General features: G+C 61.9%; 24 protein-coding genes. 7 read left to right on the top strand and 17 right to left on the bottom strand.

The window, feature by feature from the left end; genetic code table 11:
- Nucleotides 1-8: 8 nt before the first annotated feature.
- The 3 genes from ROI90_RS18895 (at nucleotide 9) to ROI90_RS18885 (ending at nucleotide 4,227) form a co-directional block, all read left to right on the top strand.
- A complete protein-coding gene (locus tag ROI90_RS18895) occupies nucleotides 9-1,091 on the top strand; it encodes a sensor histidine kinase (protein WP_315999844.1) in 1,083 nt (360 codons plus the stop codon).
- 202 nt (nucleotides 1,092-1,293) lie between these two features.
- Nucleotides 1,294-2,088: a LytR/AlgR family response regulator transcription factor gene (locus tag ROI90_RS18890; protein ID WP_315999843.1), complete on the top strand. Its 795-nt coding sequence runs from the start codon at nucleotides 1,294-1,296 to the stop codon at nucleotides 2,086-2,088.
- 237 nt (nucleotides 2,089-2,325) lie between these two features.
- Nucleotides 2,326-4,227: an ATP-binding protein gene (locus ROI90_RS18885; protein WP_315999842.1), complete on the top strand. Its 1,902-nt coding sequence runs from the start codon at nucleotides 2,326-2,328 to the stop codon at nucleotides 4,225-4,227.
- Here the strand turns inward: ROI90_RS18885 and ROI90_RS18880 are convergent.
- From ROI90_RS18880 to ROI90_RS18850, 7 genes are all read right to left on the bottom strand, one after another.
- Nucleotides 4,224-5,003: a LytR/AlgR family response regulator transcription factor gene (locus ROI90_RS18880; protein WP_315999841.1), complete on the bottom strand. Its 780-nt coding sequence runs from the start codon at nucleotides 5,001-5,003 to the stop codon at nucleotides 4,224-4,226. The genes ROI90_RS18885 and ROI90_RS18880 overlap by 4 nt on opposite strands.
- 157 nt (nucleotides 5,004-5,160) lie before the next feature.
- Nucleotides 5,161-6,213 (bottom strand): sensor histidine kinase, encoded by a 1,053-nt coding sequence (locus ROI90_RS18875; RefSeq protein WP_315999840.1) that lies wholly within the window; start codon nucleotides 6,211-6,213, stop codon nucleotides 5,161-5,163.
- 6 nt (nucleotides 6,214-6,219) lie between these two features.
- The gene (locus ROI90_RS18870) at nucleotides 6,220-7,167 is read right to left on the bottom strand and encodes an alpha/beta fold hydrolase (RefSeq protein ID WP_315999839.1); all 948 of its coding nucleotides are present in this window, start codon (nucleotides 7,165-7,167) and stop codon (nucleotides 6,220-6,222) included.
- A 573-nt stretch (nucleotides 7,168-7,740) separates the two neighbouring features.
- Nucleotides 7,741-8,865 (bottom strand): 3-isopropylmalate dehydrogenase, encoded by a 1,125-nt coding sequence (gene leuB, locus ROI90_RS18865; protein WP_315999838.1) that lies wholly within the window; start codon nucleotides 8,863-8,865, stop codon nucleotides 7,741-7,743.
- Nucleotides 8,853-9,452, bottom strand: coding sequence for a 3-isopropylmalate dehydratase small subunit (gene leuD / locus ROI90_RS18860; RefSeq protein ID WP_315999837.1), 600 nt, complete (start codon nucleotides 9,450-9,452; stop codon nucleotides 8,853-8,855). The genes leuB and leuD overlap by 13 nt, the downstream gene beginning before the upstream one ends.
- A 179-nt stretch (nucleotides 9,453-9,631) precedes the next feature.
- Nucleotides 9,632-11,023 carry a 3-isopropylmalate dehydratase large subunit gene (gene leuC, locus ROI90_RS18855; RefSeq protein ID WP_315999836.1) on the bottom strand — a complete coding sequence of 464 codons (1,392 nt, stop codon included), beginning with the start codon at nucleotides 11,021-11,023 and terminating at the stop codon, nucleotides 9,632-9,634.
- Nucleotides 11,024-11,202: 179 nt separating this feature from the next.
- On the bottom strand, nucleotides 11,203-12,369 hold the full coding sequence (locus ROI90_RS18850) for a 2-isopropylmalate synthase (protein ID WP_315999835.1): 1,167 nt from the start codon (nucleotides 12,367-12,369) through the stop codon (nucleotides 11,203-11,205).
- A 345-nt stretch (nucleotides 12,370-12,714) separates the two neighbouring features.
- On the opposite strand from ROI90_RS18850, the gene ROI90_RS18845 reads away from it, so the two are divergent.
- A complete protein-coding gene (locus ROI90_RS18845; RefSeq protein ID WP_315999834.1) occupies nucleotides 12,715-13,107 on the top strand; it encodes a hypothetical protein in 393 nt (130 codons plus the stop codon).
- 20 nt (nucleotides 13,108-13,127) lie between these two features.
- Here the strand turns inward: ROI90_RS18845 and ilvA are convergent, their stop codons facing one another.
- From ilvA to ROI90_RS18810, 7 genes are all read right to left on the bottom strand, one after another.
- Nucleotides 13,128-14,402 (bottom strand): threonine ammonia-lyase IlvA, encoded by a 1,275-nt coding sequence (gene ilvA, locus ROI90_RS18840; RefSeq protein WP_315999833.1) that lies wholly within the window; start codon nucleotides 14,400-14,402, stop codon nucleotides 13,128-13,130.
- A gap of 132 nt (nucleotides 14,403-14,534) precedes the next feature.
- Nucleotides 14,535-15,629 (bottom strand): ketol-acid reductoisomerase, encoded by a 1,095-nt coding sequence (ilvC, locus tag ROI90_RS18835; protein WP_315999832.1) that lies wholly within the window; start codon nucleotides 15,627-15,629, stop codon nucleotides 14,535-14,537.
- A 204-nt stretch (nucleotides 15,630-15,833) separates the two neighbouring features.
- A complete protein-coding gene (gene ilvN, locus ROI90_RS18830; protein ID WP_315999831.1) occupies nucleotides 15,834-16,439 on the bottom strand; it encodes an acetolactate synthase small subunit in 606 nt (201 codons plus the stop codon).
- A gap of 150 nt (nucleotides 16,440-16,589) precedes the next feature.
- Nucleotides 16,590-18,335 carry a biosynthetic-type acetolactate synthase large subunit gene (gene ilvB, locus ROI90_RS18825; RefSeq protein WP_315999830.1) on the bottom strand — a complete coding sequence of 582 codons (1,746 nt, stop codon included), beginning with the start codon at nucleotides 18,333-18,335 and terminating at the stop codon, nucleotides 16,590-16,592.
- Entirely contained in the window at nucleotides 18,292-20,019 is a 1,728-nt protein-coding gene (gene ilvD, locus ROI90_RS18820; RefSeq protein WP_315999829.1) for a dihydroxy-acid dehydratase, read from the bottom strand. Before ilvD ends, ilvB begins: the two co-directional genes overlap by 44 nt.
- A 291-nt stretch (nucleotides 20,020-20,310) precedes the next feature.
- A complete protein-coding gene (locus ROI90_RS18815; RefSeq protein WP_315999828.1) occupies nucleotides 20,311-21,198 on the bottom strand; it encodes a branched-chain amino acid transaminase in 888 nt (295 codons plus the stop codon).
- A gap of 45 nt (nucleotides 21,199-21,243) precedes the next feature.
- Nucleotides 21,244-21,441, bottom strand: a complete 198-nt coding sequence (locus ROI90_RS18810) for a hypothetical protein (protein WP_315999827.1) — start codon at nucleotides 21,439-21,441, stop codon at nucleotides 21,244-21,246.
- Between the two features lie 147 nt (nucleotides 21,442-21,588).
- Here ROI90_RS18810 and ROI90_RS18805 point away from each other — a divergent pair, with 147 nt between their 5' ends.
- The gene (locus ROI90_RS18805) at nucleotides 21,589-23,133 is read left to right on the top strand and encodes a hypothetical protein (RefSeq protein ID WP_315999826.1); all 1,545 of its coding nucleotides are present in this window, start codon (nucleotides 21,589-21,591) and stop codon (nucleotides 23,131-23,133) included.
- 14 nt (nucleotides 23,134-23,147) lie between these two features.
- Here ROI90_RS18805 and ROI90_RS18800 read toward each other — a convergent pair whose 3' ends face one another.
- Nucleotides 23,148-23,981 carry a hypothetical protein gene (locus ROI90_RS18800; protein ID WP_315999825.1) on the bottom strand — a complete coding sequence of 278 codons (834 nt, stop codon included), beginning with the start codon at nucleotides 23,979-23,981 and terminating at the stop codon, nucleotides 23,148-23,150.
- Between the two features lie 11 nt (nucleotides 23,982-23,992).
- A complete protein-coding gene (locus tag ROI90_RS18795; protein WP_315999824.1) occupies nucleotides 23,993-24,442 on the bottom strand; it encodes an ABA4-like family protein in 450 nt (149 codons plus the stop codon).
- A 152-nt stretch (nucleotides 24,443-24,594) separates the two neighbouring features.
- Between ROI90_RS18795 and ROI90_RS18790 the strand changes: the two genes are divergently transcribed.
- The gene (locus ROI90_RS18790; protein ID WP_315999823.1) at nucleotides 24,595-25,302 is read left to right on the top strand and encodes a hypothetical protein; all 708 of its coding nucleotides are present in this window, start codon (nucleotides 24,595-24,597) and stop codon (nucleotides 25,300-25,302) included.
- A gap of 20 nt (nucleotides 25,303-25,322) precedes the next feature.
- On the opposite strand, the gene ROI90_RS18785 is transcribed toward ROI90_RS18790, so the two are convergent.
- On the bottom strand, nucleotides 25,323-26,438 hold the full coding sequence (locus tag ROI90_RS18785) for an AMP-binding protein (protein ID WP_315999822.1): 1,116 nt from the start codon (nucleotides 26,436-26,438) through the stop codon (nucleotides 25,323-25,325).
- Nucleotides 26,439-26,589: 151 nt separating this feature from the next.
- Between ROI90_RS18785 and ROI90_RS18780 the strand changes: the two genes are divergently transcribed.
- Nucleotides 26,590-26,808 (top strand): hypothetical protein, encoded by a 219-nt coding sequence (locus ROI90_RS18780; RefSeq protein WP_315999821.1) that lies wholly within the window; start codon nucleotides 26,590-26,592, stop codon nucleotides 26,806-26,808.
- The last annotated feature ends 18 nt before the right edge of the window (nucleotides 26,809-26,826 follow it).

Raw genomic sequence — 26,826 nt, 5'->3', positions numbered from 1 at the left:
CCTTCTCCATGTCCCTGCTCATGCCAGTTAATCAGTATTCCGCCGTTTTGGGCAAGCACTACTCCAAGCAGAACCACTGGGTGAAAATGCTGGCTATGATGCTGGCCTTGTCGGTGGGCCTGAGCTTTCTGTTCTGCCCCGGCTGCCCCATAGCCAGTGAGCAGTTTATGGTCACCTTTGGCTACAATTTCTGCTACACCACGGGCCTGTGGCTGGCCAACGGCCTGCCTTCAGATTTGCTTAACCGCTACGTTGACTGGACGCAGAATCCGCTGCGCCGCTTTCTGGTGACGGTGAGTACTTCGCTGCTGGCCTCCACGCTGGTTATTTTGGTGGTTACCACAGTCTTTCGGGTCGGGTATTTTCACAAGTCGTTCTGGAGTGTTAGTTGGCAGGCGTTTGTGGTGCCCCTGGGTATTACGCTCATCGTGTCGTTGTTTATGCACAGCCGCTCGTTTCTGCTGAGCTGGCGCGAAGTATCGGTGCAGGCCCAGCGCCTGGAGAAGGAAAACGCCCAGGCCCAGGCCGACAGCCTCCGCCGCCAGCTCGACCCGCACTTCCTGTTCAACTCCCTCAACGCCCTCACCTCCCTGGTAGAGGAAAACGACCCGGACCGGGCCACCCGCTTTATCCGCCAGCTCAGCCAGGTGTACCGCTATGTGCTCGAGTCCCAGGACCAGGAAGTAGTGCCTCTGGCGGAGGAAATCCGGTTCAGCGACGCCTACCTGTTTTTGCAGCGCACCCGCCTGGGCGAGGGCGTGCAGGTGGAGCGCCACCTGCCAGCCACGGCCCCGCTAGACCATTGGCAGGTGCCCCCGCTGGCTTTGCAGCTGCTGCTGGAAAATGCCCTCAAGCACAACGCCACTTCCCAGCGCAACCCCTTGCGCATCCGTATTACCCTGGACGAGGCAGCCGGTACGCTTACCGTGCGTAACACCCGCCACGCCCGCCGCCTCCCGGAGGGCGAATCGACGGGGTTGGGCCTGAAAAACCTCCAGGCCCGCTACGCTTTCCTCACCACCCGCCCAGTGCTCGTTGAGGCCTCGGAGGCGGAATTTGCGGTGGTGCTGCCGCTGCTGGAGCTGCAGTAGCGCCCCGGTCCGGCGGCTGCAAGCCGTCGGGCCGGTTGCCGCGTGCTGATGTTGTTCCGTCCTCGTGTGGGTATCAGCTGACGGCAACCGGCCCGACGGCTGAAAGCCTAACAGCCCGTCATGCTTCGACTTCGCTCAGCATGACGTTCCTATCTTGCTCCCCCTCTTCCAGAAAGCCCTTCCTGCGCCCTACATTCACCCCATGACCTTTACCGCTCCGCTCCGCGCCGTACTGATTGAAGATGAACCCTTGGCCGCTACCCGCCTGGCCGGGCTGCTGCAGAAGCAACCCCAGCCGGTGGAGGTAGTGGGCCAGGCCGAGTCGGTGGCGGAGGCCGTGGAGCTGCTCCAGCGCCTGCAGCATCACCCGCCCGATGTGCTGTTTCTGGATATTCACCTGGCCGACGGGCTGAGCTTTGAGCTATTTGAGCGGCTTACCATCACCAGCCCGGTCATCTTCACCACCGCCTACGACAAGTACGCCCTGCGCGCCTTCAAGGTGAACAGCGTAGATTATCTGCTCAAGCCCATCGACCCCGAGGAGCTGACGGCCGCCCTGGCCAAGCTGCGCCGCCAGCAGCAGCAGGCCGCGCCTCAGTTTGATGCCGCTTTACTCACGCGCATGTTGCAGCAGGCCCAACCGGCCAAGGAGTATAAAACCCGGTTTGTGGTGCGGGTGGGGGAGCACCTGAAGGCCGTGCCGGTGGAGCAGATTGCCTACTTCGCCAGTCTGGAGAAAGTAACCCTGCTGCACACCCGGGAAGGCCGCCGCTTCGTGGTCGACTACACCCTGGAGCAGCTGGAAAGCCTGCTCGATCCGCTGGAGTTCTTCCGCCTCAACCGCGCCTACCTGGCCCATGCCGAGGCCATCCACGACATCATTCACTACACCAACTCCCGCCTGCAAACCATCCTCAAGCCCACCGCCCCCGACAACGACACCGTGCTGGTGAGCCGGGAAAAGGTGGCGGCCTTCAAAGCGTGGCTGGATAGGTAGGGCCGGCGGTAAGCTGGGGGGAGCGGACCGGGGCAAGCGGGTACTGCCAGACCGGAGCAGCCGCCGGCCGGGACGGGCATTGTCTGTGCCCCCGATAGGTTGATTGGAAGGCAGTTGCGCGTAGGATATTGCGGTGAGTATTGGTATTTACTCGGGCGGGCGTATGATCTTTGCAGATGCGCTGAGCTTTTGGGGCCAGCGCACTACCCCGCCCGCTCCAGCAGAATACCTTTCCTTATGCCTACCGAATTGCCCACCACCTTAGCCGAAGCGCATGCCCGTATCCGTCACCTGGAGCAAACTCTGGTGGAGGAGAAGATGCTACTCCGGATGCCGGCCCAGAACCCCAACCCGGTGTATTGCCTGGCCCCCGATGGTGGGTTGCTGTACGCCAACCCGGCGGCCCTGCGCCTGCGCCAGGAGCTGGGCCCTGAGGCTATGGACGAACTGCGCCACCAAGCCGTGGGCTGGGTGCAGGAAGCGCTGGCTGTCGGGAGCGAGCAGCAACACGAAGTAAGTAGCCAGAACCGGTATTTTACGCTGTGCGCCGTGCCCGGGCCCGATAAGCTGTCGGCCACGCTCTACATTGTAGAGGTGACCGAGCGGGTGAAAGCCGAGCGGGAGCGGGCTGCCCAGCAGGCCTTTACCGAGCAGGTGCTCAACTCCCTGCCTAGCATGGTGTACGTGCGTGACCCGGCCGGTCGCTATGTGTATGCCAACCAGGCCACGCACGATGCCCTGGCCAAGCTCTCGGCCACCAAGCCCGTGCCGGCCGTCGCCGAGCAACAGGCGCTGAACATGGCCAGCTACGCCGCCACCGATGCTCAGGTGCTGAGCACGGGGCAGGAACTGGCGTTGGAACAGCAACTAATGCTGCCCTCGGGCGAAGAGCGGTGGGTGCACACGGTGAAGCGGCCCCTGACCTGGGCCAACGGCGTCCCCCACGTGCTGGGCGTCAGCACCGATATAACCGAGCTGAAACAGGCCCGCGAGCAAGCGGAAGCCGCCGCCCAGGCCCGGGCCAACTTTCTGGCCAACATGAGCCACGAAATTCGGACGCCCCTGAATGGGGTGTTGGGCATTGCCGGGCAGCTGGCCAAAACTGCCCTCAACCCCCGGCAGCAGGAGCTGGTGGGCATCATTCGTAGCTCGGGCAAGCACCTGCTGGAGATTATCAATGATGTGCTGGACATGGCCAAAATCACCTCCGGTAAGCTGGAAATGGCTCCTGAGCCATTTGATTTGTGCGAGTCCATGTTCCAGGCCTCACAGCCGCTGGCGCTGCAGGCTATTGAGAAGGGCTTGCACGTGGGCGGCAACCGCCTGCGCGAAACCTGCGCGCATCCGCAGGTTATCGGCGACTCGTTCCGCATCAACCAGATTATGCTGAACCTGATCAGCAACGCCATCAAATTTACGCCCGTGGGAGGCAGTATTCACGCCGGTGCCTACCAGGTGGCGGAAACCGACGACTACCTCACCATTGAGTTTCGGGTGAGTGATACCGGCGTGGGCATTGCCCCCGATAAGCAGGAACGCATTTTCGAGTCGTTCACCCAGGCCTACGCCGATACCACGCGGCAGTTTGGGGGCACCGGCCTCGGCCTGACCATCAGCCGCGCCCTGGTAGAGCAGATGGGCGGGCAACTGCAGCTGCAAAGTGAGCTGGGCAAGGGCAGCACTTTTTCCTTCCAGCTTACCCTGCCCCGCGCCGGCCACCTGCTGCCGGTTCCGGAGGAGCACGCGTTGGCGGCTACCCAGCAGCTGCAAGGCAAACGGGTGCTGCTGGTAGAAGACAACGACATTAACCGGCTGGTAGCCCGCATGCTGCTGGAGGAATGGGGCGTAGAGCTGGACGAAGCCGAAGATGGCCCGGCAGGAGTGGCCGCCGCCAGCCAGCACCGCTACGATGCCGTGCTCATGGACATTCAGCTGCCAGGCATGAACGGGGTGGAGGCCACCGCCGTCATCCGGGCTCTGCCCAACCCACAGCTGGCCCAGGTGCCCATTGTGGCCCTCACCGCCAATGCCTTTGAGGAGGACGCCCAGCAGTATCTGGCCGCCGGCATGAATGCGTGCATCTCAAAACCCTTCGAGGAGGAAGTTCTTTTCCGGACACTGATTTCTCTACTAGCCTAGCCTTCCAGCCAGCTTTTCACGGCCCCGGCTTTTTCCCGACTCACCAGTACTTCCTCGCTGGGGGCGGGTTGCAGGTCTACCAGCAGCTTGCCGTTGAAGTGGGGATGCAGGCGTTGCACAGCGGGCAGTTGAGCAATGAGCTGACGGTTGAGGCGGAAAAACTGCGCCGGGTCCAGCAGGCTTTCCAGCTGCTCCAGGGTGTACTCCACCACATGGCGGCGGCCGTCAAGGGTGCAGAGGGTGGTGGTTTCGTGGCGGCTCTGGAACCAGGCGGCCTGGGTGGCGGCTATGGGTAGCAGCTGCTCCCCACTGCGCACCAGAAACCGGGTTTTATACTGCCGCTCCGTCCGAGGCAATGCATCCAGCAGGCGTTCCAGGCGCTGGGCTGTGGCATCGGGCTGAGCGGCTGGGGCAGCCGGGGTGCGCCACTCCTGCAGCTTGGTGAGGGCGGTGGTCAGCTCGGCCAATTTCACCGGTTTCAGCAGATAATCCACGCTGTTGGCCTTGAAGGCGCGCAGGGCGTAGGCGTCGTAGGCGGTGGTAAAGATGACCGGGCTGCGCACCACCGTCTGCTCAAATACCTCCAAACTCAACCCATCCGCCAGTTGAATATCCGACAGAATCAGGTCGGGAGCGGAGTGAGTATCCAGCCACTGCAGCGCCCCGGCCACGCTATCCAGCACCGCCAGCACCTGGGCTTCGGGCGCGGCCTGGCGCAGCAGGCGCTGGAGCCGCTCGGCGGCCGGGTATTCATCTTCGAGCAGCAGTACAGTCATGGGAGCAGTTAGGCGCATGAAGTTATCAGGAACGTCATTCTGAGCGAAGCCGAAGAATCTCGCGTGCTGAGGTTGTGCCAGTAAACTTACAATGACAACCGAATGGAGTGGTAAGGATTCTTCGGCTCAACCTCCGGCTCCGCTCAGAATGACATACTTACTCACTACTGAGCAGCGGCAACTGCACCTGAAACCAACCCGCTTCCTGCGCCACCGCTACGGGCTGCTGGGCTTGCAGCAGCTCGTAGCGGTGGCGCACATTGCGCAGGCCGGTGCCGGTACCGGGCGCGAGGCCGGCGGTGCGGGGGCGCAGGGTGTTGCGCACGGTGAAGTAGCCAGTAGCCGGGTCGGCGGTGAGGTGCAGCTCCAGCGGGTACTCCCGGGAAGCTACGTTGTGCTTAAGGGCGTTTTCCACCAGCAGCTGCACGCTGAGCGGGGCTACGCGAGTTGCCAAAGCTACGGGAGGCACCTGCCACTGCACTTGCAGGTTGTCGCGGAAACGGGCTTTGTGCAGGGCCAGGTAGGTTTCCACGAAGGCTAGCTCCTCGCTCAGCGGCACGGTGGTTTGGTCGCGGGCCAGCAGCACGTAGCGGTACACATCGGAGAGTTGCTCCACGAAGTCCTGGGCCGCCTCGTTCTCGGGCTCAACGAGGGCCGACAGGGTGTTGAGCGAGTTGAACAGGAAGTGCGGGTCGAGCTGGTTTTGCAGGGCTTCCAGCTGACTACGGGTGCTGGCGCTCTGGAGCTGCTCGGTGCGGCGCAGGTTTTCGGCCCACTGCCGAAAGAAATTCCAGCTCTCATAAATCAGCTGAATCACCACCGTCGGCACCATGTTCAGCCCGAACTCAAACCAGTATCCGGGCCAGGTAAGGTGCCCATTTTGCATCCGGGCAGCCACCTGCCCGATGCCCAGGGTAGTAAGCGCCGCAATGCTGGTGTTACTGAAAGCCAGCCACCAGAGCCGCTGCCGGGTTTGCTCTACTCGTGGAAACCGCCGGAACAGGTAGCGCCACAACGAACGGCCCAGCAGCCAGAAAATGGCGGTAATCAACGTGGAGCAGGCCCAGGCTACCAGCAGGGCCTGCCAGGAGCGCACGTGCAGCACGCCACGGGGCAGCAATACCAGCGCGCCCAGCACTGGAATACCCAGCAACAGGAACCACTTGTCGTTGAGGTAAATCGGGGTCGGGCGCTGGGAGGTAACTGACATACGAAACTAGCGGGGAAGCTGCTGCACGAAGCTAACCACTGCCTGCCGGAACTGCGCGGGTTGCTCCAGAAACGAGTTGTGCTTGCCCGGCAGCGTAACCACCTGCTTGCGCGGAAACCGGTAGGTAGCGGCCGTGGCACCGGTGGTGCGGTCGTCCTGTCCCACAATCACCAGCGTGGGCATAGTGAGCTTGGCCGTGGCGGGGGCATAGTCCTGGCCGTAGTCAACCAACCGGCCGCTGAATACCTGCTGGGCAAACTCCGGGTTGCCGGGAACGGCGCGGCTGGCCCGCATGGCACGGACGGCCAAGGAATCATGGGAGAACTGCAGTTGACCGGCTAATTTCTGCTGCTGCAACGCGCCCATCACCATACCAAACCGCTGCATCTGGGGCAGGCTGGGCGTGGGGCGGGCGGTGGCTGGCAGCAGGCTGGTGCCATAGGTCAACATGCTGTCGAGGGAGGCCACCGGATTCAGTACAGCGTTGGTAAGAACCAGGGCCTGCACCCGCTGGGGGTACTTTTGGGCGTAGGCCGTGGCAATAGTGCCCCCGAAGGAGTGGGCCATTACCACCCATTTCTGCAGGCCCAATTGCTGGCGCAGTTCTTCCATATCCTGCACCATGCGGGCCATGGAGTAGTTGTTGGTGCGGGAACTGCCCGAGCGTCCACTGCCGCGCTGGTCCAGGTACACCATCTGCAGCTTGTCTTCCAGCCGGCTGCCGCCCAGCTTCTCGAAAGAGTAGCTACCTGCCCCAGGGCCTCCGTGCACAAACAAACAGGGCGTACCCTGGCCCGCCACCTGCACAAACAGTTTCACCGAGTCGGAAGTGAGGATGGTGCGGGAGCCAGCCGCCAGCATTGGTTGCTGCTGGGCGCGGGCGGTGCCGGCCAGCAGCAACAGCAGCAGGGCTAAAAGGTGGGCGCGGAAGGCGGAGGTGGAAAAGCGGAGCATGGGAGTAGCGGTGAAGAATGGGAGAATCAGGCGTTAGGCCGTTAACTGATTCAAACATCCGCCTCCGGCGGCATATTTCCGGGCGCAATCGGGGCGAAGCGGCCCGGGCAGCGGGGTGAAGCGTACCCGCCGCCCGGGTGAACCGGGAGACGAAGCCAACAAAAAAGGCCCGGATAGTCGGCTCCCTGAGCCGACTATCCGGGCCTTTCGCACCCCTCTCCGGTGCAGGCTAAACAGGTGATGCGGGAGGCTTCACGGGGCCTAAAACGGTTGCCGGCGGCCACTGCACCCAGCCCGGCGACTGTTGCGGCAGCCTTTGCCCGGTCAAGTAGCCAACCATTCCAAGCCCCGGAAGTGTGCCGGCCGGCCCTAACCAAAAGGCCGCCCAACATTCCCCCTCTCACCTGGGAATATGTAGTAGTGCGTGTTTGTAAACGGTAACCCGGTCAGGCGGCTGGAAGCCGTCGGGCCGGTTGATGTAAGCTGACACCCAAACGACAACGTAGCAACAGCAGCACGCGGCAACCGGCCCGACGGCTTCCAGCCGCCGGACCGGAACGGCAGCCCACCCATTCAAATAATCGTGCTCATGCCCAAGCGGATGTTGTTGCGGTGCATCTCGCAGTCGGCAATGTCCAGCACGGCGTAGGCAATGAAGCTGCCCACCTGCTCGGTGGTGTAGCGCGTGGCGGGGTTCAACTCGGGCGTTACCACTTGCTGGTCGAGGGCGTGCTCCACGGCGTCGCGCACGGTGCCGGCTTCCTCCGTGAGGCCGAAGTGGTCCAGTAGCATGGCCGCCGACAAAATGGTGGCAATGGGGTTGGCAATGCCTTTGCCCTTGGCCTGCGGATAGGAGCCGTGGATGGGCTCGAACAGCGCCGCCGTATCACCCACTGAGGCCGAGGGCAGCAGGCCCAAAGAGCCGGCAATAACCGAGGCTTCGTCGGAAATGATGTCTCCGAACATGTTCTCGGTCAGAATTACGTCGAACTGCTTGGGGTTGAGAATAATCTGCATGGCGGCGTTATCCACGAACAGAAAATCCAGGGCTACGCTTGGGTACTCGGGGGCAATGCTCTGCACGGTTTCGCGCCAGAGGCGGGAGGTTTCCAGCACGTTGGCCTTATCCACCAGCGTGAGCTTATGGCGGCGGGTTTCGGCGGCTTGAAAGGCGCGGTGCGCAATGCGCAGGATTTCTTCCCGGGAGTAGGTGCAGTTGTCGTAGGCCGAGTTGCCGTCGTTGAAGCGGCCCTTCTCCCCGAAATACACCCCGCCCGTCAGCTCCCGAAAAATCAGGATGTCGGCCCCCTGAATTCGCTCGGCTTTCAGTGGCGAATGTTCCAGCAGCTGGTCGTAGGCCGTTATGGGGCGAATGTTGGCGTACAGGCCCAGCTCCTTGCGCAGGCGCAGCAGACCCTGTTCGGGGCGCACCGGGGCGGTGGGGTCGTTGTCGTACTTCGGGTCGCCGATGGCGCCCAGCAGCACGGCGTCGGCCTGGTGGCAGGCGTCCAGGGTAAGCACGGGCAGGGGTGAGCCGGTGGCCTCAATGGCGCAGGCCCCCATCAGGTGGTAGTCGAACTGAAACTCGTGACCGAACCGGTCGGCCACGGCCCGCAGCACCCGCACGGCTTCCCCACATACCTCCGGCCCGATTCCGTCGCCCGGCAATACCACAATGCGTTTGTTTAGAATACCCATGTCCGTTGTTGTTCAAAAGCGGTAATTGCGTCCTCCTGGCTCAGCAGGAAATCAATGTCGTCGTAGCCGTTAATGAGGCATTCCTTTTTGTAAGCGTCCAGCTCGAAGCGAATCGGCTCCCGGCGGCCCGGCACCTGCAGCGTCTGGCTGGGCAGGTCCACTATCAGCTCGGCCTGCGCGTCTTGTTCTACCAGGACAAACAGCTCCTGCAGTTCTTCGGGCGTTACCTGCAGCGGCAGCAGACCGGTATTAAGGGCGTTACCTCGAAAAATATCGGCGAAATAGCTGCTGATAACCACCCGAAAACCGGCGTCGTACAGGGCCCAGGCGGCGTGTTCCCGGCTGGAGCCGCACCCGAAATTCTTCCCCGCCAACAGCACCTTATGACCCTGGTAACGCGCATCATTCAGCACGAAATCCGGCTTGGGCTGCCCGCCGGCAGTGTAGCGCCAGTCGGCAAACAGGTTTTGCCCAAATCCTTCGCGGGTAGTGGCTTTCAGAAAGCGCGCCGGGATAATTTGGTCCGTGTCCACGTTTTCGATGGGCAACGGAACCACACCGGAGCGCAGGGTAGTGAATTTTTCCATGTGGGTGGGGTGAGAGAGGGGTTGGTAAGCTGGTTTAGAACTAGCTCCCCTCCTTGGAAAGGAGGGGCTGGGGGTGGTTGATTTTTTAGAGCTAAGAAGTAGAAGTAGTTGTCGTTTAAGCGTGGGTCAACCACCCCCAACCCTTCCTTTCCAAGGAGGGGAGCTAGCTCTAGCTTGGTTCACACATACTCCGCCACATCTACCAACCGGCCTTCCACGGCGGTAATGGCGGCAACCAGCGGGGAGGCCAGCAGGGTGCGGGCCCCGGGGCCCTGGCGGCCTTCGAAGTTGCGGTTGGAGGTGGACACACAGTAGGCGCCGGCCGGAATCTTGTCCTCGTTCATGGCCAGGCAGGCGCTGCAGCCCGGTTCGCGCAGCTCGAAGCCGGCGGCGGCCAGCACTTGGTCGAGGCCCTCGGCAATGGCCTGCCGGGCCACCTGCTGGGAGCCGGGCACGATGATGGCCTCCACGTGGGGCGCTTTGCGCTTGCCCCGCACGTAGGCGGCCACCGTGCGCAAATCCTCAATGCGGGAGTTGGTGCAGCTGCCAATAAATACGTGGCTGATTTCCTTGCCCAGCAGCGTCTCACCCGCCTCAAATCCCATGTACCGCAGCGACTTTTCAAAGCTCGGCGCTTCGGCCGCGGCAGCCGGGGCCGGAATGCTGGCCGCCAGCGGCATACCCATGCCGGGGTTGGTGCCGAAGGTTATCATGGGCCGGATGGCCGAAGCCTCGAAGCGGTGCTCGGCATCAAACGGCGCGTCCTCGTCCGAAAACAGGGTTTGCCAGTAGGCCACCGCCCGGTCCCATGCCTCGCCCTGGGGCGCGAAGGGGCGGCCGTGCAGGTACGCGAAGGTGGTGGCATCGGGGGCAATGAGGCCGCCGCGGGCCCCCATTTCGATGCTCATGTTGCACACCGTCATGCGGCCTTCCATGCTCAGGCTCCGGATGGCGCTGCCGGCGTACTCCACGAAATAGCCCGTGGCCCCGCCCGTGCCCAGCTGGGCAATAACGTGCAGAATCACATCCTTGGCCGATACACCCGGCTGCAACTCGCCATCCACGGTAATGCGCATGCGCCGGGGCTTATCCAGCAACAAACACTGCGAGGCCATTACCTGCGCCACCTGGCTGGTGCCGATGCCAAACGCAATGGCCCCAAATGCGCCGTGGGTGGAAGTATGGGAGTCGCCGCACACGATGGTAAGGCCCGGCTGCGTCACGCCCAACTCCGGACCGATAACGTGCACAATGCCTTGGTATGGGTGGCCCAGCCCGTACAGTTCCACGCCGTGGCGGGCGCAGTTTTCGGTGAGCTTATCCACCTGAGAGCGGCTGAGTGGGTCCTGAATCGGCTGGTCCTGATGCCGGGTGGGCACGTTGTGGTCGGCGGTGGCCAGAATCTGCTGGGGGCGGCGTAGCGTCAGGCCCCGGGCCGTCAGCTCGTCGAAGGCTTGGGGGCTGGTCACCTCGTGAATCAGGTGCTTGTCAATGTAAAACACCGACAGCCCGCCGGCCACCGCGCGCACCACATGCGCATCCCAGATTTTATCGAATAAGGTGTGAGGCATGAGAGAAGGGTGGGGGTGGTTAGGATAGGAGAGTGTGAGGGTAGGAGGGTGAGTAATAAAAAGAACGTCATGCTGAGCGCAGCCGAAGCATCTCTACCTCTGACTAACTAATAGCATTTCAACGAAGCGGTAGAGATGCTTCGGCTGCGCTCAGCATGACGTTCTACTGCGCTGGCGAATCACCCCGCCGTTACCAGTTGTTGCTGCTCCACCATCACGCGCAAATCCTCGTCCACGACCTCCTTTTGACGGTCGGCCAGGACGAGGAAATGGGTGTAGGCTTTGTTGAGGGCCACGCGGTCAAAATCGTAGCCGATTTTCTGGAGGCGGTAGGCCAAAGCGGCGCGGCCCGAGCGGGCGGTGAGCACAATGCTGGAATCGGGCATGCCCACCTCGCGCGGGTCGATGATTTCGTAGGTTTCGCGGTGCTTAATCACGCCGTCCTGGTGAATGCCGCTGGAGTGAGCAAAGGCGTTGGCGCCCACAATGGCCTTGTTCGGCTGCACCGGCATGCTCATCAGGTGCGACACCATAGCCGAAGTTTCGGCCAGCAGCTTGGTGTTGATGCCGGTGCTGAAGTTGAGGTAGGGGTGCTGGCGGAGTACCATCACGGCTTCTTCGAGGGCCGTGTTGCCGGCCCGCTCGCCCACGCCGTTGATGGTGCATTCCACCTGCCGGGCTCCGCCGAGTACGCCCGCAATGGAGTTGGCGGTGGCCATGCCCAAATCGTTGTGGCAGTGGGTGGAGAGGCGCACCCGCTCAATGCCGCGCACGTTATCCACGAGGTACTTGATTTTGGCCCCGTACTCGGCCGGGAGGCAATAGCCGGTGGTGTCGGGGATGTTGAGCACGGTGGCCCCGGCCCGGATGGCGGCCTCGCACACGCGGGCCAGAAACTCGTTGTCGGTGCGGCCGGCGTCCTCGGCGTAAAACTCCACGTCCTCCACAAACGACTTAGCCAGCTTCACGGCCGCCACCGCCCGCTCCAGCACCTGCTCGGGCGTGCTCAGCAGCTTGTACCGAATGTGCGACTCCGAAGTGCCAATACCCGTGTGAATGCGCGGGTATCGGGCCGCTTTCAGGGCCTCGGCCGCCGTGCGAATGTCGTTTTCCACGGCCCGGGAAAGGCCGCAGACGGTAGCCTCGCGGGTTTGGGCCGCAATGGCCGCCACGGCCGCAAAGTCGCCGGGACTGGAAACCGGAAAACCGGCCTCAATCACGTCCACGCCGAGTAGCTCCAACTGCCGGGCAATGAGCAGTTTCTCGTCCCGGTTCAGTTTGCAGCCGGGCACTTGCTCCCCGTCGCGCAGGGTAGTATCGAAGATGTGGACTTTCTCGGTAGACATGGGCAATGACTTCGTGGCAGAAGGAAAGCCCCAAGTACACCCCCAGCCCCGGCCCCCCGAAACCGTTTTTCGGCACGCCTACTATTTCAAAAAGTTGATGATGTGGCTGTAAGTAGCTGATTGATAGTGTGTAGTTGCTAAGTGGCTTACAAAGGCCAACTGCCGTAGAGACGCGATACTTCGCGTCTCGGCGTTGAACGGGCGGCATTGCATAGACAAAGCAACGTCAGCAACGGGGAGACGCGAAGTGTCGCGTCTCTTCTCTATAATTGGATATTATTAAAACTGGTAGTAATATGGTGTTACGGGTAAGATGTGTGGCTTTCGATTAACACTTGTGCAATTATGAAAATGGATGAAAACCGCAGAGGGCCATTTATTTTATCAATTGGTATATTGATTGGGGTGGTAAGTGTTATTGCTTACACAAAATTTGTTAGTACGCCTCGCGTAGATAAGTATTTACAGTCCGAAATAGATGGTAATGTTCAGAAAATTGATAGCTATAATCGTAATTCTGTACGGGTAACTATCCGTAGCAAAAGTCACTATCTAGAATTGCCAGGTGATTCGTATTCTTATTTGCGAGTAGGTGACTCCATTATCAAGAGAAGAGGCACATCAGACTTAATTGTATACCGAAAATCAGGTGTTTTAGTTAAAGTCGTAGAGTGGAAATATGTTGATGGTGATGGAGCCAGACGGATTCAAAAAAAACAAACAGAATATAGACAATAACACATCAATTATATTCTACCTCACACCAGCAAACTCAGAAAATCCTGCTTCCCATTTAAATACTCGTACGAAAACCCCTCGGCCACCATGCGCTGCTGGATTTCGGCTATGTCGTGGGGGCGCTGCACTTCCAGGCCGACGAAAACGGGGCCTTTTTCCTTGTTGTTCTTCTTGATGTACTGAAACTGGATGATGTCGTCGTCCTCGCGCAGTACGTGGTTCACAAAGCGGCGCAGGGCCCCGGGCTTCTGGTTGAAGGTGACCAGGAAATAGTGCTTGCGGCCCTGGTGGCGCAGAGCCCGCTCCTTGATGTCCTCCATGCGGGTGATGTCGTTGTTGGAGCCGCTGAGGATGCACACCACCGTTTTGCCCCGGATTTGGGCGGCGTACTGGTGCAGCACCGAGAGACTGAGCGTGCCGGCCGGCTCCAGCACAATACCTTCCTCGTTGTACATGCGCAACAGGTCCTCGCACACCTGGCCCTCGGGCACCAGCGCCACTTCATCCAGCAGCTCCCGGCAGATGGCAAACGTCAGCTCACCCGGGCACTTCACCGCCGCCCCATCCACGAAGCTCTCGATGTGCTCCAGCGGCTGCCGCTGCCCCGTCTGGATGGCGCGGTGCATGGAGGGCGCGCCCAGGGGCTGCACGCCCACCAGCCGGGTGGCGGGGCTGAGCTGCCGGAACACGCTGCTCACGCCCGCTGCCAATCCGCCGCCCCCGATGGGCATAAACACGAAGTCGATGGGCGCGGAGGCGTCGCGGAGGATTTCCAGGCCCACGGTGGCCTGCCCGGCCACCACGGCCGCATCGTCAAACGGGTGCACGTACACGCCCTGGCGCTGCTGGCAAAACTCCTGCGCCGCCCTCGACGAATCATCGAACGTGGCCCCGGTCAGCACAATCTCCACCTGGTCGCGCCCGAACAGGCGCACTTTGTCCACCTTCTGGGCGGGGGTGGCGGCGGGCATGAAGATGTAACCCTGCCGCCCCAGCAGCTGGCAGGCGTAGGCCACGCCCTGGGCGTGGTTGCCGGCCGAGGCGCACACCACCGGCCGGGTGGCCTCATCAGCCGGCAGCCCCGCCATCTTGTTGTACGCCCCCCGGATCTTGTAGGAGCGCACCACCTGCAAATCCTCCCGCTTCAAATAAATAGTGGCCCCGTAGGCCGCCGAAAGTCCCAGATTGTGCTGCAACAGCGTGGGACTGATGACGCCCTGCAGCGTGCGGGCTGCCTGCTCCACGAGGGGCAGCGGTAGGGCAGGGGTGAGGGTGGCGGGTTGGGCAGAATTCATGCAGAGGGTGAAAACGTAGCGCGCAGCTCCGCTTCGCGCACGAGCCGCAGGCGAGTTCCCCGCGGAAGGAGCGGTACCGGGATACTCGCTTCGCTCGTGCGCGAAGCGGAGCTGCGCGCTACTGGGTTGTGCTTAGTTGCCGTTGGCGGTGAGGGCGTATGGTTCTTCCTGTTCTACTTTTTCGGTGGCTCTGGAGCGCAGCTCGCGCACGGTGGCACCGGTTTGCCAAAGCTCCGAGTCGCGCACTTCTTTTAGTTCGGCTTCCAGCTCCTGACGGTAGCCGGGCGTGGAGCCGCGCTGGATGGTGCGGGCGGCTTCCTGACCCGAGGCTACGCTGTCGTACAGCTCGTTGAGTACGGGCAGGGTAGCTTCGCGGAAGCGGCCTTTCCAGTCGAGGGCGCCGCGCTGGGCCGTGACGGAGCAGTTGCTGAACATCCAGTCCATGCCGTTTTCGCCCACCAGCGGCACTAGGCTCTGGGTGAGTTCTTCCACGGTTTCGTTGAAGGCCTCGGAGGGCGAGTGGCCGCGCTGGCGCAGCACCTGGTACTGGGCCTCGATGATGCCGGCCAAAGCCCCCATCAGCACGCCTCGCTCGCCGGTAAGGTCGGAGTACACTTCCTTGCGGAAATCGGTTTCGAACAGGTAGCCCGAGCCTACGCCGATGCCCAGGGCCACGGCCTTCTCGTAGGCGTGGCCGGTGGCATCCTGGTACACGGCAAACGACGAGTTCAATCCGCCCCCGGCCACAAACAGCCGGCGCAGACTGGTGCCGCTGCCCTTGGGCGCTACCAGCACCACGTCCACGTCGGCGGGCGGGATGATGCCCGTCTGGTCGTTGAAGGTGATGCCGAAGCCGTGGGAGAAGTACAGGGTTTTGCCGGCCGTGAGGTGGGGTTTGAGCGTGGGCCACACGGCAATCTGGCCGGCATCGGAGAGGAGGTTGGCCAGGATGGTACCCCGCTTGGCGGCTTCTTCCAGCCCGAACAGCGTTTCGCCGGCCACCCAGCCATCAGCCTCGGCCTTGCGCCACGAAGCCGAATCGGGCCGCTGCCCCACAATCACGCGGAAGCCGTTGTCGCGCAGGTTCAGGGCCTGGCCGGGACCCTGCACGCCGTAGCCCAGCACGGCAATCGTCTCGCTTTGCAGAATGGTGCGGGCCTTTTCCAGCGGAAATTCCTCGCGGGTTACAACGTGTTCTTCTACGCCGCCAAAGTTGATGGTTGCCATGATGGTTGGGGGTTATTAGTTGGTAGTTGTTCGTTGTTTGTTGTCAGTTCTGAAAGGACTGTCATGCTGAGCGAAGCCGAAGCATCTTTCCCGCTTCGTTCGGGTGATTCACTAGCCCAGGATTTAAACCCTGGGCTACGGAGCGGCTTTGCAACGTCAGCACGCGAGATTCCTCGCGTTGCTCGGAATGACGTTCTGGTGGGGTCACATCGAAAACACCTTGTCGCGGCGGTCGAGGAACTCGTTTTCGCTCACTTCCTCGCCGGGCTGCTGGCGCTCGAACTCGCGGAGCTTGTGGTGAAAGCCCTGGCTGTCCTTGATGATGGCAATGCGGGCCGAGCGCACAAATTCGATGAGGCCGTAGGGGTGCAGCACCTCCAGCAGCTTGTCGGTTTCCTCGCGGTGGCCGGTGGTTTCGAACACCGTGTAGTCCTTGCGAATTACTACCACGCGGGCCCCGTGCTCCCGCAGCAGCCGCTCCACCACGGCCCGCTCGGCAATGACGTCGGTGGGCACCTTGTAGAGGGCCATTTCCTGCCAGATGACTTCCTCGTTGGGGTTGAAGTACACTTTCAGCACCTCCACCTGCTTTTCCATCTGGCGGGCAATCTTGCGCACCACCTCCTCCGACTCGTGCACCACGATGTTGAAGCGGTGAATCCCCTCAATCTCCGAGGGCGAGGTGTTCAGGCTCTCGATGTTGATTTTGCGCCGGGAGAAGATGATGGCCAGCCGGTTGAGCAGTCCCACCTGGTTCTCGGTGTACGCCGTGATGTTGTATTCTTGTCGGTTGGAGGGTTGCTGATGCATGGCCGTCGTGTGGTGTAGAGACGCAATATTTTGCGTCTCCTCGTTGCTGATGTTGAGTGTCTAACCCGACCTCCGGCTGACGTTGTGTGTCCAAACTGCCCTCCGGTCGTTCAACGACGAGACGCAAAATGTTGCGTCTCTACAGCCGTTCTATTTCAGCCGGATTTCGCCCACGCCGCAGCCCTGGGGGACCATCGGGAAGATGTTGTTTTCGCGGGTCACGCGCACTTCCAGCAGGAAAGAGCCGGGATGTTCCAGCAGCTGGCGGAGGGCGGGTTGGAGGTCGGGGCGGTGCTCTACGCGGCGGGCGGCAATACCGTAGCCGTTGGCTACCGTCACGTAATCGGGGCTGGCAATTTCTACGGCGGAGTAGCGCCGCTCGTGGAACATCTCCTGCCACTGGCGCACCATGCCCAGAAACTGGTTGTTGAGCAGCAGAATCTTCACCTCGATGCCGGTTTGCATGATGGTGCCCAGCTCCTGAATCGTCATCTGAATGCCCCCGTCGCCGATGACGGCCACCACCGTGCGGTGCGGCGCACCGTACTTGGCCCCGATGGCGGCCGGCAAGGCAAAGCCCATGGTGCCTAGGCCGCCGCTGGTAATGCTCAGGCGCGGGTGGTTGAGGCGGGCGTAGCGGCAGGCCACCATCTGGTGCTGGCCCACGTCCGTCACAATGATGGCCTCGCCCTGGGTCAGCTCATTGAGTTGGTGAATCACCTCGCCCATGGTCAGCTCGTCCTGAGTCGGGAACAGCTCGTCCTGAATCACAGCGGCCACTTCCTCGGCGTCATGGTCGCGGAAGCGTTGGTGCCACTCTGGGTGCTGACGGGCTTCTATTAGCTGCGTGAGCAGGGGCAGGGTTTCCTTGCAGTCGCCCCACACCGGCACGGTGGCCGTCACGTTTTTGTCGATTTCAGTGGGGTCGATGTCGAGGTGAATCACCTGGGCCTGGCGGGCGTATTTGTCGAGGCGGCCCGTTACCCGGTCGTCGAAGCGCATGCCGATGGCCACGAGCACGTCGCATTCGTTGGTGAGGACGTTGGGGCCGTAGTTGCCGTGCATGCCCAGCATGCCCACGTTCAGCGGGTGGCCGGTGGGCAGCGCCCCGGCCCCCAGAATCGTCCAGGCCGCCGGAATGCCGCTTTTCTCGATGAATTCCCGGAACTCGGCTTCGGCCTGGCCCAGCAGTACACCCTGGCCCCAGAGTACCAACGGGCGCTGGGCCTGGTTGATAAGCTCGGCGGCGCGCTGCACGTACTCGGGGCGCACCACGGGCCGGGGCCGGTAGCTTCGGATGTGGGTGCAGGGCGCGTAGCCGGCGTGCTCGAACAGCTGCAGCTGAGCGTTTTTGGTGATGTCGAGCAGGACCGGGCCGGGCCGGCCGCTGCGGGCAATGTAGAAGGCTTTGGCCAGCGCGGCCGGAATATCCCGGGCGTCCGTTATCTGGTGGTTCCACTTGGTAACGGGCGTGGTGATGTTCAGAATGTCGGTTTCCTGGAAGGCATCGGTGCCCAGCAGATGCGCGAATACCTGCCCCGTGATGCACACCAGCGGGGTGGAGTCAATCTGGGCATCGGCCAGACCGGTGACTAGGTTGGTGGCCCCGGGGCCGCTGGTGGCAAACACCACGCCCACCCGCCCCGAGGCCCGGGCGTAGCCCTGGGCGGCGTGAATCCCCCCCTGCTCGTGGCGCACCAGCACGTGGTTGAGCTGCTCCTGAAAATCGTACAGGGCATCGTAAATGGGGATGATGGCCCCGCCGGGGTAGCCGAAAATCGTGTCCACGCCCTCGGCCACCAGGCCCTGCAACAGGGCCACGGCCCCGGATACCTGTGGGGCGGCCAGGGCCTCAGGCGAGGCTGGCGCGGACTGAAGCTGCGGATTCGGGAACATGGCGGTGGTCGGCTAAGTCGGTGATGCAGCCGTGGCTGGCGTCGCTCACGGTGCGGATGTATTTCAGCAGCACGCCCTGGCTAACCGGGGGCGCGGGTTGCTGCCACTGCTGGCGGCGCAGGGCCAGCTGCTCGTCGCTCAGGGCCACGTCCATGGTGTTGGCGGCGGCGTCCAGCGTAATCCAGTCGTCGTTTTCCACCAGGGCCAGCGGGCCGCCGTCGTAGGCCTCGGGGCTCACGTGGCCGATAACGAAGCCGTGAGTACCGCCCGAAAAGCGGCCGTCGGTGAGCAGGGCCACCTTGTCGCCCAGCCCGGCCCCGATGATGGCCGAGGTGGGCTTGAGCATCTCGGGCATGCCCGGCCCGCCCTTGGGCCCCACGTACCGGATGACGACGACGTGGCCCGGCTGAATCAGGCCCTGCACAATGCCCTCGTTCAGCTCCTCTTCCGAGTCGAACACAATGGCCGGGCCGGCGAAGCGGGTGCCTTCCTTACCGGTAATCTTGGCCACCGCGCCCCGGGGAGCCAGGTTGCCGTACAGAATCTGAATGTGGCCGTCGGGCTTGATGGGGTTATTGGCGGGGCGCAGAATGTCCTGCTCGGGGCCCAGCGGGGCTACGTCGGCCAGGTTTTCGGCCAGGGTGCGGCCCGTCACGGTCAGCAAATCCCCGTGGAGCAGGCCGGCGTTGAGCAGGGTTTTGAGCACGGCCGGCACCCCGCCCCGCTGTGAGAGGTCTTCCATCAGGTATTTGCCGCTGGGCTTGAGGTCGGCCAGCACCGGCGTCCGGTCGCTCACGGCCTGGAAGTCTTCGAGCGTGAGCCGGACGCCGGCGGCGTGGGCAATGGCCATGAGGTGGAGCACGGCGTTGGTGGAGCCGCCCAGCACGGTGGTCACCACCATGGCGTTTTCGAAGGCCTCGCGCACCAGAATGTCGCGGGGTTTGAGGTCCAGTTCCAGCAGGCGGCGCAGGTAGGCGCCGGTGCTGCGACATTCCTGCTGCTTCTCGGCACTTTCGGCAGGAGCTGATGAGGAGTAGGGCACGCTCAGACCCAGCGTTTCGATGGCGGCGGCCAGGGTGTTGGCCGTGTACATGCCCCCGCAGGCTCCCGGGCCCGGGCAGGCGTTGCGGATGATGCCGCGGTAGTCCTCGTCCGAAATCCGGCCCTGCAGTTTCTGCCCGTAGGCCTCAAAGCACGACACAATGTTGAGCTGCTGCCCCTTGAACGTGCCGCCCCGGATGGTGCCGCCGTACACCATCAGGCTGGGGCGGTTGAGGCGGGCCATGGCAATGAGGGCCCCAGGCATGTTTTTGTCGCAGCCCACCACGCAGGCCAGGGCGTCGTAGTTGTGGGCCCCGGCCATGGCCTCAATGGAATCGGCAATGATTTCCCGGGACACCAGCGAGTAGCGCATGCCCGGCGTGCCGTTGGTGATGCCGTCGGAGATGCCAATGGTGTTGAAGCGCAGCCCCACCAAATCCTGCTCCTGCACGCCCTGCTTCACCGCGTCGGCCAGCTGGTTGAGGTGCATGTTGCAGGTATTGCCCTCGAAGCCTGTGGAGCAAATGCCCACGAATGGCTTGCGCAAATCGGCCTCCGCAATGCCGGAGCCAATCAGCATGGCCTGCGAGGCCGGCAGACTGTCATCCTGGGTGTAAATGCGGCTGTATTTGTTGAGGACCATGTGTGGGAATGTGCGGAATGTGCTGATGTGGAAAATGTGCTAAATGTTTACAGCACGTCATACTGAGCCCCGCGAAGCATCTCTACCGCTTCGTTCAGGCGGGGTGCCTCACCCCCCGGCCCCCTCTCCTTCAGAGAGGGGGAGCCTGATAATTAGCGGGGTAGGCCGCCGGGGGTGGCGGTTGTAGAGACGCGACATTTCGCGTTTCGTCGTTGCTGACGTTGAGGGTGTTGGCTGTGGATATCGTGCAGCAGTGGTTGTTCTGACGCCGAGACGCGAAGTGTCGTGTCTCTACAGTGCAACGCCTACTGACTGTCCCGTGACCAGCGCCTGGTAGTGCTGGGCCAGCATCCCGCCGATGGTTTGCTGGAAGGGCCGCTCAAACGTCACCTCATCCACGGAGGCAATGCCGATAACTTCGGCGGCGGTGCCCGTCATGAAGGCAGCTTCGGCGGTACGCAGTTCCTCGGGGCCGAAAAACCGCTCCGTGACGGTGATGCCGGCTTCGCGGGCCAGGTCGATGATGGTGTTGCGGGTGATGCCGCGCAGGATGCTGCCGGCCGGGGGCGTGACCAGCTCGCCCTGGCGCTCAAAAAAGAAGTTGGCCCCCGGCCCCTCCGCCACGTTGCCGTGCATGTCCAGCAGCAGGGCCTCGTCGTAGCCCCGGCTTTTGGCCTCAGTGCTGGCAATGATGGAGTTGACGTAGTGCCCCGCCACCTTGGCCTCGATGGGCACGGCTTTGGGGTTGGGCCGCTCGTAGGGCGACACGGTGAGGCGCAGGCTTTGGTCGCCGAGGTACTTGCCCCATTCCCACACGGCCACCAGCACGTTGCTGGTGCTGGCCGCCTTCAGGCTCATGTTAGGCGCGCCGGCAAACACCAGCGGCCGGATGTATGCGTCCGTCAGGCCGTTGCGCTCCAGCACCTCGTAGCTGATGCGGGTGAGCTCCTCCACCGAGTACGCCAGCGGCAGGCCAATAACCCGGCAGGAATAATGTAGCCGTTCGAAGTGCTCCTCGGCCTTGAAAATGCGGGTGCCGGCGGGCGTGCTGTACGCCCGGATGCCTTCAAACACGGCGTAGCCATAGTGCAGCGACTGGGCATACACGCCGCAGGTAGCCTGGGCGGCCGGAACAAATTCGCCATCCAGGAAGGCAACGGTATCGGGGGAGTAGTACATGAGCGGAAGGCGGCACGCAACCGGGCAGATTGGGGCCGCGGCGGTTTAGCGGAGCAGAAAGGGAAAAGCCGGTGAGCTGGGCCGTGCAACCTGCGGGCCTTGGTTTGATTCTATTCGGAGCAGGGCGTAGGAGCCCACTACGGCCGGGCCGGCCGGAGCCGCCGTGAGCAGGGTGGCCCGCCAGCCGGCCCCGACAAATGCAGAAAATAGTGTGGCCAGGGAAGTGGAGAAGTGCGCTGACATAGCATCTTTGGGCTGAAATACAGTTGCGAAGTACTAGCCCAGGTATAGCCGCCTAAAACTTCTTTCTATGCGTCTTACTATTTCTAAAAAATGATATTTTGTTAGTAAGTATCATATTGTCAAGTAGTTGATTTTTGAAAACGTACAATGCCCAACGAAAGCACCGACCCGGTTTTTCAGCTGATAAAATCCCTGACCCGCACCGAAAAGCGGCACTTCCGCCTGTTCGCCAATCGCCAGGGCTCTACTGATGGGCTAAAGTTTCTGCAGCTTTTCGACGCTCTTGATGGGCAGGAACGCTACGACGAGGAGCGGGTGCTGGCGCAGGTGCCAGCCATCAAAAAAGTGCAAATGGCCAACCTCAAGGCTAACTTGTACAAGCAGCTGCTGGCTAGTTTGCGCATGTACCACGCCGGCCACAACCTCGATATTCAACTGCACGAGCAGCTTGATTACGCGCGGGTGCTCTACAACCGGGGCCTCTATCAGCACAGTCTGCGGATGCTGGAGAAAGTGAAGGCCGTGGCGCTCCAGGCGGAGCTGCGCCATATTGTGCTACTAGCCCTGGATTTCGAGAAGCTGATTGAAGGCCAGTACATCACGCGCAGCATTCGGGGGCGGGCCCGGCAGCTTTCCGACGAGGCTACCGATACGGTGCAGCACATTGGGCGGGAGCATGAGCTGTCGAACCTGGCGTTGCGCATGTACGGGCGCTACCTGAACATCGGGCACACCCGCAACCAGCAGGACTACGAGAAGATAACCGCCTATTTCCGCCAGGATTTACCGGAGCTGGACCCGCGCCAGGCCAGCTTTTTTGAGCAGCTGTACTTCTACCAGGCGCACGTGTGGTACTACACCATCACCCAAAACTTCCGGCAGTGCTACCGCTACGCCCAAAAGTGGGTGGATTTGTTTGCGCATAACGACTTGATGTGTGAGCAGCAGCCCATGCTCTACATAAAAGGGGTGCATAATGTGCTGGTAACCACCTACAACATGCTGTATTACAGTCGATTTGAGGAGGTGTTGGGCCAGTTGGAAGCCTATGCCGCCGACCCCGACCGGCGCAGCAACCCCAACATCGACGCCCTACTATTTCTCTACATCTACACCAACCGGCTCAACGGCTACTTCATGCGCGGCGAGTTTACGGCCGGCCTACAGTTGATTCCCGAGCTGCTGGAAAACCTGGAGCGGTTCCGCATGCAGCTGGATTCGCACCGCCGCCTGGTGTTCTACTACAAAATTGCCAGCCTGTATTTCGGCAGCGGGCAGCCTAACAAGGCCATTGAATACCTGGAAAAAGTCATCTACTTCAAAGAAGCTACCCTGCGCGAGGATATTCAGTGCTTTGCCCGTATCCTCAACCTGATTGCCCACTACGAGGCCGGCCGCGACGAAGCCCTGGAATATCAGATCCGCTCCGTATATCGGTTTTTGGGCAAAATGAACGACCAGCAGCAGATGCAGGAAGCCATTTTCCGGTTTCTGCGCAACCTGGGCAACGTGGCTCCCTCCCAGCTCAAGGAGGCCTTTATCAAGCTGAAAAACGAGCTGACTACCATTGCCGAAGACCCCTACGAGCGGCGGCCCTTCCTCTACCTTGACATCATTTCCTGGCTGGAAAGTAAGATTGAGAACGTGCCCGTGCAGGAGGTCATCAGGCGCAAGTTTGCCCACCTGAAGTAACCGGCAGCCGGTATTTAGCGCGCCAACAGCGGCTGGCCCTGCATGGCTCCGATGAAAAGCAGCGCTACCGCACCAGCGTAGAGGGTGGCCCCCAGCCAGGTGAGCAGGGTGGCCCTTGACGGAATGCGGCGGCTTAGCCACCAGCCCAGTAGCGGCAAGGCTTGCAAGGCGTGCATACCCAGGAAATGGGCAATGCGCAGGTCGCCGGCGCGGGTGCTCCAGCCCAGGCCCGGCAGGCCGGGGCCACCATCGGGGGCGCCCACGGTGTGGCGGTTCAGGCCAATCATGACGCCGCCCAGCACTGAGCCTACCAGAAACACCAGCAGTCCCAGCCGGATGCCCCATACGTAGCCGGCCGGGCCCTGGGGCCGATGCCGCCACACCAAGTACAGGGCCGCCAGGGTAAGCACGGTATTCGCCGCAATAAATACGCCCATCAACTGAAACACCACGATGTCGAAGACGGAGGCCACATTGTAGTGGGAGGTGGTGCCCCGGGCCGCCTGCAGAAAAACACAGCCAATTTCGACCACCATACTCGCGGCCACGCCCCAACTGATGCGGCGCACGGCCCGTTGGGCTACGGGAGGTAGAGCGGCCAGCAGCCAGCCCAGCGTCCAGGCGTAAGCTAACACGGACAAGGAGAATTTGAGCGGCTTCAGCCACACGGGTGTGCCCGTTACCACGCGCACATCCAGAGGCAACAGCACCAGGGCCACGCCAAACAGCAGAACATGCAGCCAGCCGGCAACGCTCAATACCGGGTTTGCACGGTGCAGCGTCCGTAGCCAGGTGCTAATTGGGTGCAGGGCCAGCGAATTGGTAGGCAGAGGTAGGGCAGTAGACATAACCAGCGAGATTAAGCGTGAGAAATCAACTCCGAACGACCCCAAAAGCGCCGTGCCACCGCGTACAGCAGCAGGCCCACCGGCCCCAGCAGAAATGTAAAAACCAGGCAGGGCACCAGCAGCAAGTGGGGCACCCCACGGCGGCGGGCATCCAGGCTTTCCCAAATGCCCAGGCACAGATCAAAGCACAGATAATGCACCCAACCCGCCAGTAGGGCCCAGGGGTTGCGGAATAGCGCGTCTACTTCGGCCAGAGAGCTAAACCCACCTTCCTGGGCGTGAGGCCCCAGATAATGGCTCCCAATGAGCAGCGCGTAGCTACCGGCCAGCACCAGCGGCAGAGCCCCACTGAGCACCAGCTTTTGGGTGAAGCGCCAGCGCGGAGCCAGCACCAACAGGGCCCAGCCTAGCATAGCCAGCGGGTTAGCCAGGGAAAACAGAAAATCGGGAGTGAAAGCCATGCGCCGCGTGGTTGGTTTGATGCTGTAAACATGCAGCAAAGCTTCCGTATCATCCCCCTGATTCTGGGTGAACTGCGCGTGGCTGGGGGTGAACCGGAATAGGGCTGGGGCGAACCGGTAACTCCTGCGGCGCTCCGTCGTACCTTTGCGCTGTGGAAGATGCTTGTTTGCGTAGCGTATTACTCGGGGCTGCCTTGGCTCTGGCTGGCGGTTCAGCCTGGGCCCGGCCCCTGGTTGGTGGTTCCGCCCCGGGGGCAGATGACAGTACGTTCGTGCGCCAGTCGCACCGCCGGGCCGTATTTCAGTTCGACCAGCGCTTTTCCATTCTGAACGGGAAAGTGGTGGGCATTAACGGGGTGAAGGGCGGAATTGAGTGGCGCGGGCGCTGGCGAGCGGGCCTGGGTATATACCGCCTCTCGGGTGGCGTGCCCACCCGCGTGCCCCAGCCGGTAGGCACCCCCGCCGGTACCCGCGACGAAGTGCGCTTCCGCTACGTGGCAGGCTACGGGGAGTACGTTTTCATTGGCAACCCGCGCTGGGAGCTGAGCCTGCCGCTGCAGGTGGGCGTTGGCAACTACTACACCAAATACACCTTTCCCGATGGGGGAGTGGAGCGCACTAACAACCAGATTCTGTATCTGGTGGAGCCCTCCGTGGCTGCGCACTACCGCATTTTCCGGTGGGTGGGGCTGGGGGCCGGTACCGGCTACCGGCAGGTGTTTGCCTCGGGCTCACTACCCGAAGACCAAATCAGCGGCTACATCTTTTTCGGCCGGGTCAAGCTTTTCCTCGGCGACTTCATCAAAGTAGTACGCGGGCACGAGCCCTTATTCACCCAAAAAGGGCTGAAAAGAGGATAGAGGTAGCTGCGTGCGCGCGTCTACTTTACTGTGCGGAGTGTGCTCAGGCGGTCTAGTTTGCCTGAGGCAGTGGTACGAAACTCGGGTACCGCCACCAGCTCCCGCGGTACTTCATACTTGTCAAGGCGTTGGCGGAGCAGCTGCAACAGGTGCTCCTGCTGAGCTGCTGCCAGCTTCGGGCCTTCCAGGAAAGCGGTTACCTGCTCACCCAGGCGCTTATCGGGCCGGCCGGCCACAAAGGCACGTCGGCCCAGGTTCAGCTCCGTCAGGGCCACTTCCAGCACCTGCTCCACCTTCTCGGCCTGCACTTTCACTCCCCCGGTATTGATGACGAAGTCGGCGCGGCCCAGCCACTCGAAGCTGCGGCCATCCGGAGCCAGGGCAATCCGGTCGTTGGTGGTAACCAAGTGGTTTTCGGTTACATCGGCGCGTACCGTGAGGCAGCCGCGCGTATCCTGGCTCACCTCAATGCCCGGCAGCACGCGGTAGCTGGGCTGCACATCGGGGCCGTTGAGGCGGCGCAAAGCTATGTGGGAGGCCGTTTCCGTCATACCATAGGTAACATATACCGGCACCCGCAACTGTTGAATTTCTTTCTCTAGACTTTTCTCCACGGCCGCGCCGCCTACCAGAATGCCCTTAAGGCGGTTGAGGCGCGAGGCCTGCCCGGCCGCCAGCACGGCCCGCAGCTGCAGAGGCACGAAGGAAGTAAAATCAAACTCAGCCGCCGCCGGCACCAAGGCAAACGGGTCGGCGTGGGGCTCTACAATGGTCAGGTGCATGCGCCGTTCCAGGCCGCGCACCAGCATCATCAGCCCGCCCACAAACTCGCAGTTTAAGCACACCAGCATCCGGTCGCCGGGGCCCAGGTCAAAGTAGTCGCCGGTGCGGCGGGCCGAGGCTTCCAGCTGCCGCCGCTTCATTTGAATCAGTTGGGGCTGGCCCGTGGAGCCCGAGGTGCGCAGCCCAAACTCCTGGGCTCCGTTCAGCCACTGCCGCACAAAATCCAGTACCCGCGCCTCGTACCCGTTTAGCTCCTGGGGGGCGCGGGCCGGGTATTGCTGAATATCCTGGTAGCGAAATTCGCGGCCATTAAGCAACAGGGAGTCGGGGAGTAGTGCGGTATCGGAAGTCATACGGGAAGTTGGTAAAGGCGCGGCAAGATAGATGCCGCTAGAACCACTTGTGCGTACGAAAATCCTGCCTCGGAGTAAACATATCAGCCTGCGCCTTGACTTTGAGGTAGTTAAAATGGTATATTACCTACGTCACCAACCGTCAGCCGCCATGCATACCACCGTATCCAGTCCGTTTGTTCTGGTCAGAACGTTTGTGTTCCGGCGCTACCTCACGCTCAAGAGCGAGGTATCCGCTCCGGTTCAGGACTCTGTCACTGCCGCGGCCCGGCGCGCCCGAAAACAGCTGAAGAAACAAGCCAAAAGTGAGCGGCTGCGTAACTTCTTCGGGTGGTGCGCCGGCTGCGAGGCCTACGGCTCCATATTCTAGTATCCAGGGTGCCCGGCG

This window comes from Hymenobacter endophyticus, from assembly GCF_032464715.1.
In the GTDB taxonomy this organism is placed as follows: Bacteria; Bacteroidota; Bacteroidia; order Cytophagales; family Hymenobacteraceae; genus Hymenobacter; species Hymenobacter endophyticus.
Note: the sequence above shows the minus strand (reverse complement) of the source record. Positions and strands in the feature narration are given on the sequence as shown.

Excerpts from the sequence above, each read along its gene's own strand:
- ROI90_RS18780 (WP_315999821.1), top strand. The coding sequence starts at position 26,590 with ATGCATACCACCGTATCCAGTCCGTTTGTTCTGGTCAGAACGTTTGTG.
- ilvN (WP_315999831.1), bottom strand. The coding sequence starts at position 16,439 with ATGCATCAGCAACCCTCCAACCGACAAGAATACAACATCACGGCGTAC.
- ROI90_RS18870 (WP_315999839.1), bottom strand. The coding sequence starts at position 7,167 with ATGCTCCGCTTTTCCACCTCCGCCTTCCGCGCCCACCTTTTAGCCCTG.
- leuC (WP_315999836.1), bottom strand. The coding sequence starts at position 11,023 with ATGCCTCACACCTTATTCGATAAAATCTGGGATGCGCATGTGGTGCGC.
- ROI90_RS18805 (WP_315999826.1), top strand. The coding sequence starts at position 21,589 with ATGCCCAACGAAAGCACCGACCCGGTTTTTCAGCTGATAAAATCCCTG.
- ROI90_RS18890 (WP_315999843.1), top strand. The coding sequence starts at position 1,294 with ATGACCTTTACCGCTCCGCTCCGCGCCGTACTGATTGAAGATGAACCC.
- ROI90_RS18785 (WP_315999822.1), bottom strand. The coding sequence starts at position 26,438 with ATGACTTCCGATACCGCACTACTCCCCGACTCCCTGTTGCTTAATGGC.
- ROI90_RS18795 (WP_315999824.1), bottom strand. The coding sequence starts at position 24,442 with ATGGCTTTCACTCCCGATTTTCTGTTTTCCCTGGCTAACCCGCTGGCT.
- ROI90_RS18800 (WP_315999825.1), bottom strand. The coding sequence starts at position 23,981 with ATGTCTACTGCCCTACCTCTGCCTACCAATTCGCTGGCCCTGCACCCA.
- ROI90_RS18885 (WP_315999842.1), top strand. The coding sequence starts at position 2,326 with ATGCCTACCGAATTGCCCACCACCTTAGCCGAAGCGCATGCCCGTATC.
- ilvA (WP_315999833.1), bottom strand. The coding sequence starts at position 14,402 with ATGAATTCTGCCCAACCCGCCACCCTCACCCCTGCCCTACCGCTGCCC.
- ROI90_RS18895 (WP_315999844.1), top strand. The coding sequence starts at position 9 with ATGTCCCTGCTCATGCCAGTTAATCAGTATTCCGCCGTTTTGGGCAAG.
- ROI90_RS18880 (WP_315999841.1), bottom strand. The coding sequence starts at position 5,003 with ATGACTGTACTGCTGCTCGAAGATGAATACCCGGCCGCCGAGCGGCTC.
- ROI90_RS18875 (WP_315999840.1), bottom strand. The coding sequence starts at position 6,213 with ATGTCAGTTACCTCCCAGCGCCCGACCCCGATTTACCTCAACGACAAG.
- leuD (WP_315999837.1), bottom strand. The coding sequence starts at position 9,452 with ATGGAAAAATTCACTACCCTGCGCTCCGGTGTGGTTCCGTTGCCCATC.
- ilvD (WP_315999829.1), bottom strand. The coding sequence starts at position 20,019 with ATGGTCCTCAACAAATACAGCCGCATTTACACCCAGGATGACAGTCTG.
- ROI90_RS18845 (WP_315999834.1), top strand. The coding sequence starts at position 12,715 with ATGAAAATGGATGAAAACCGCAGAGGGCCATTTATTTTATCAATTGGT.
- leuB (WP_315999838.1), bottom strand. The coding sequence starts at position 8,865 with ATGGGTATTCTAAACAAACGCATTGTGGTATTGCCGGGCGACGGAATC.
- ilvC (WP_315999832.1), bottom strand. The coding sequence starts at position 15,629 with ATGGCAACCATCAACTTTGGCGGCGTAGAAGAACACGTTGTAACCCGC.
- ROI90_RS18850 (WP_315999835.1), bottom strand. The coding sequence starts at position 12,369 with ATGTCTACCGAGAAAGTCCACATCTTCGATACTACCCTGCGCGACGGG.
- ROI90_RS18810 (WP_315999827.1), bottom strand. The coding sequence starts at position 21,441 with ATGTCAGCGCACTTCTCCACTTCCCTGGCCACACTATTTTCTGCATTT.
- ilvB (WP_315999830.1), bottom strand. The coding sequence starts at position 18,335 with ATGTTCCCGAATCCGCAGCTTCAGTCCGCGCCAGCCTCGCCTGAGGCC.
- ROI90_RS18815 (WP_315999828.1), bottom strand. The coding sequence starts at position 21,198 with ATGTACTACTCCCCCGATACCGTTGCCTTCCTGGATGGCGAATTTGTT.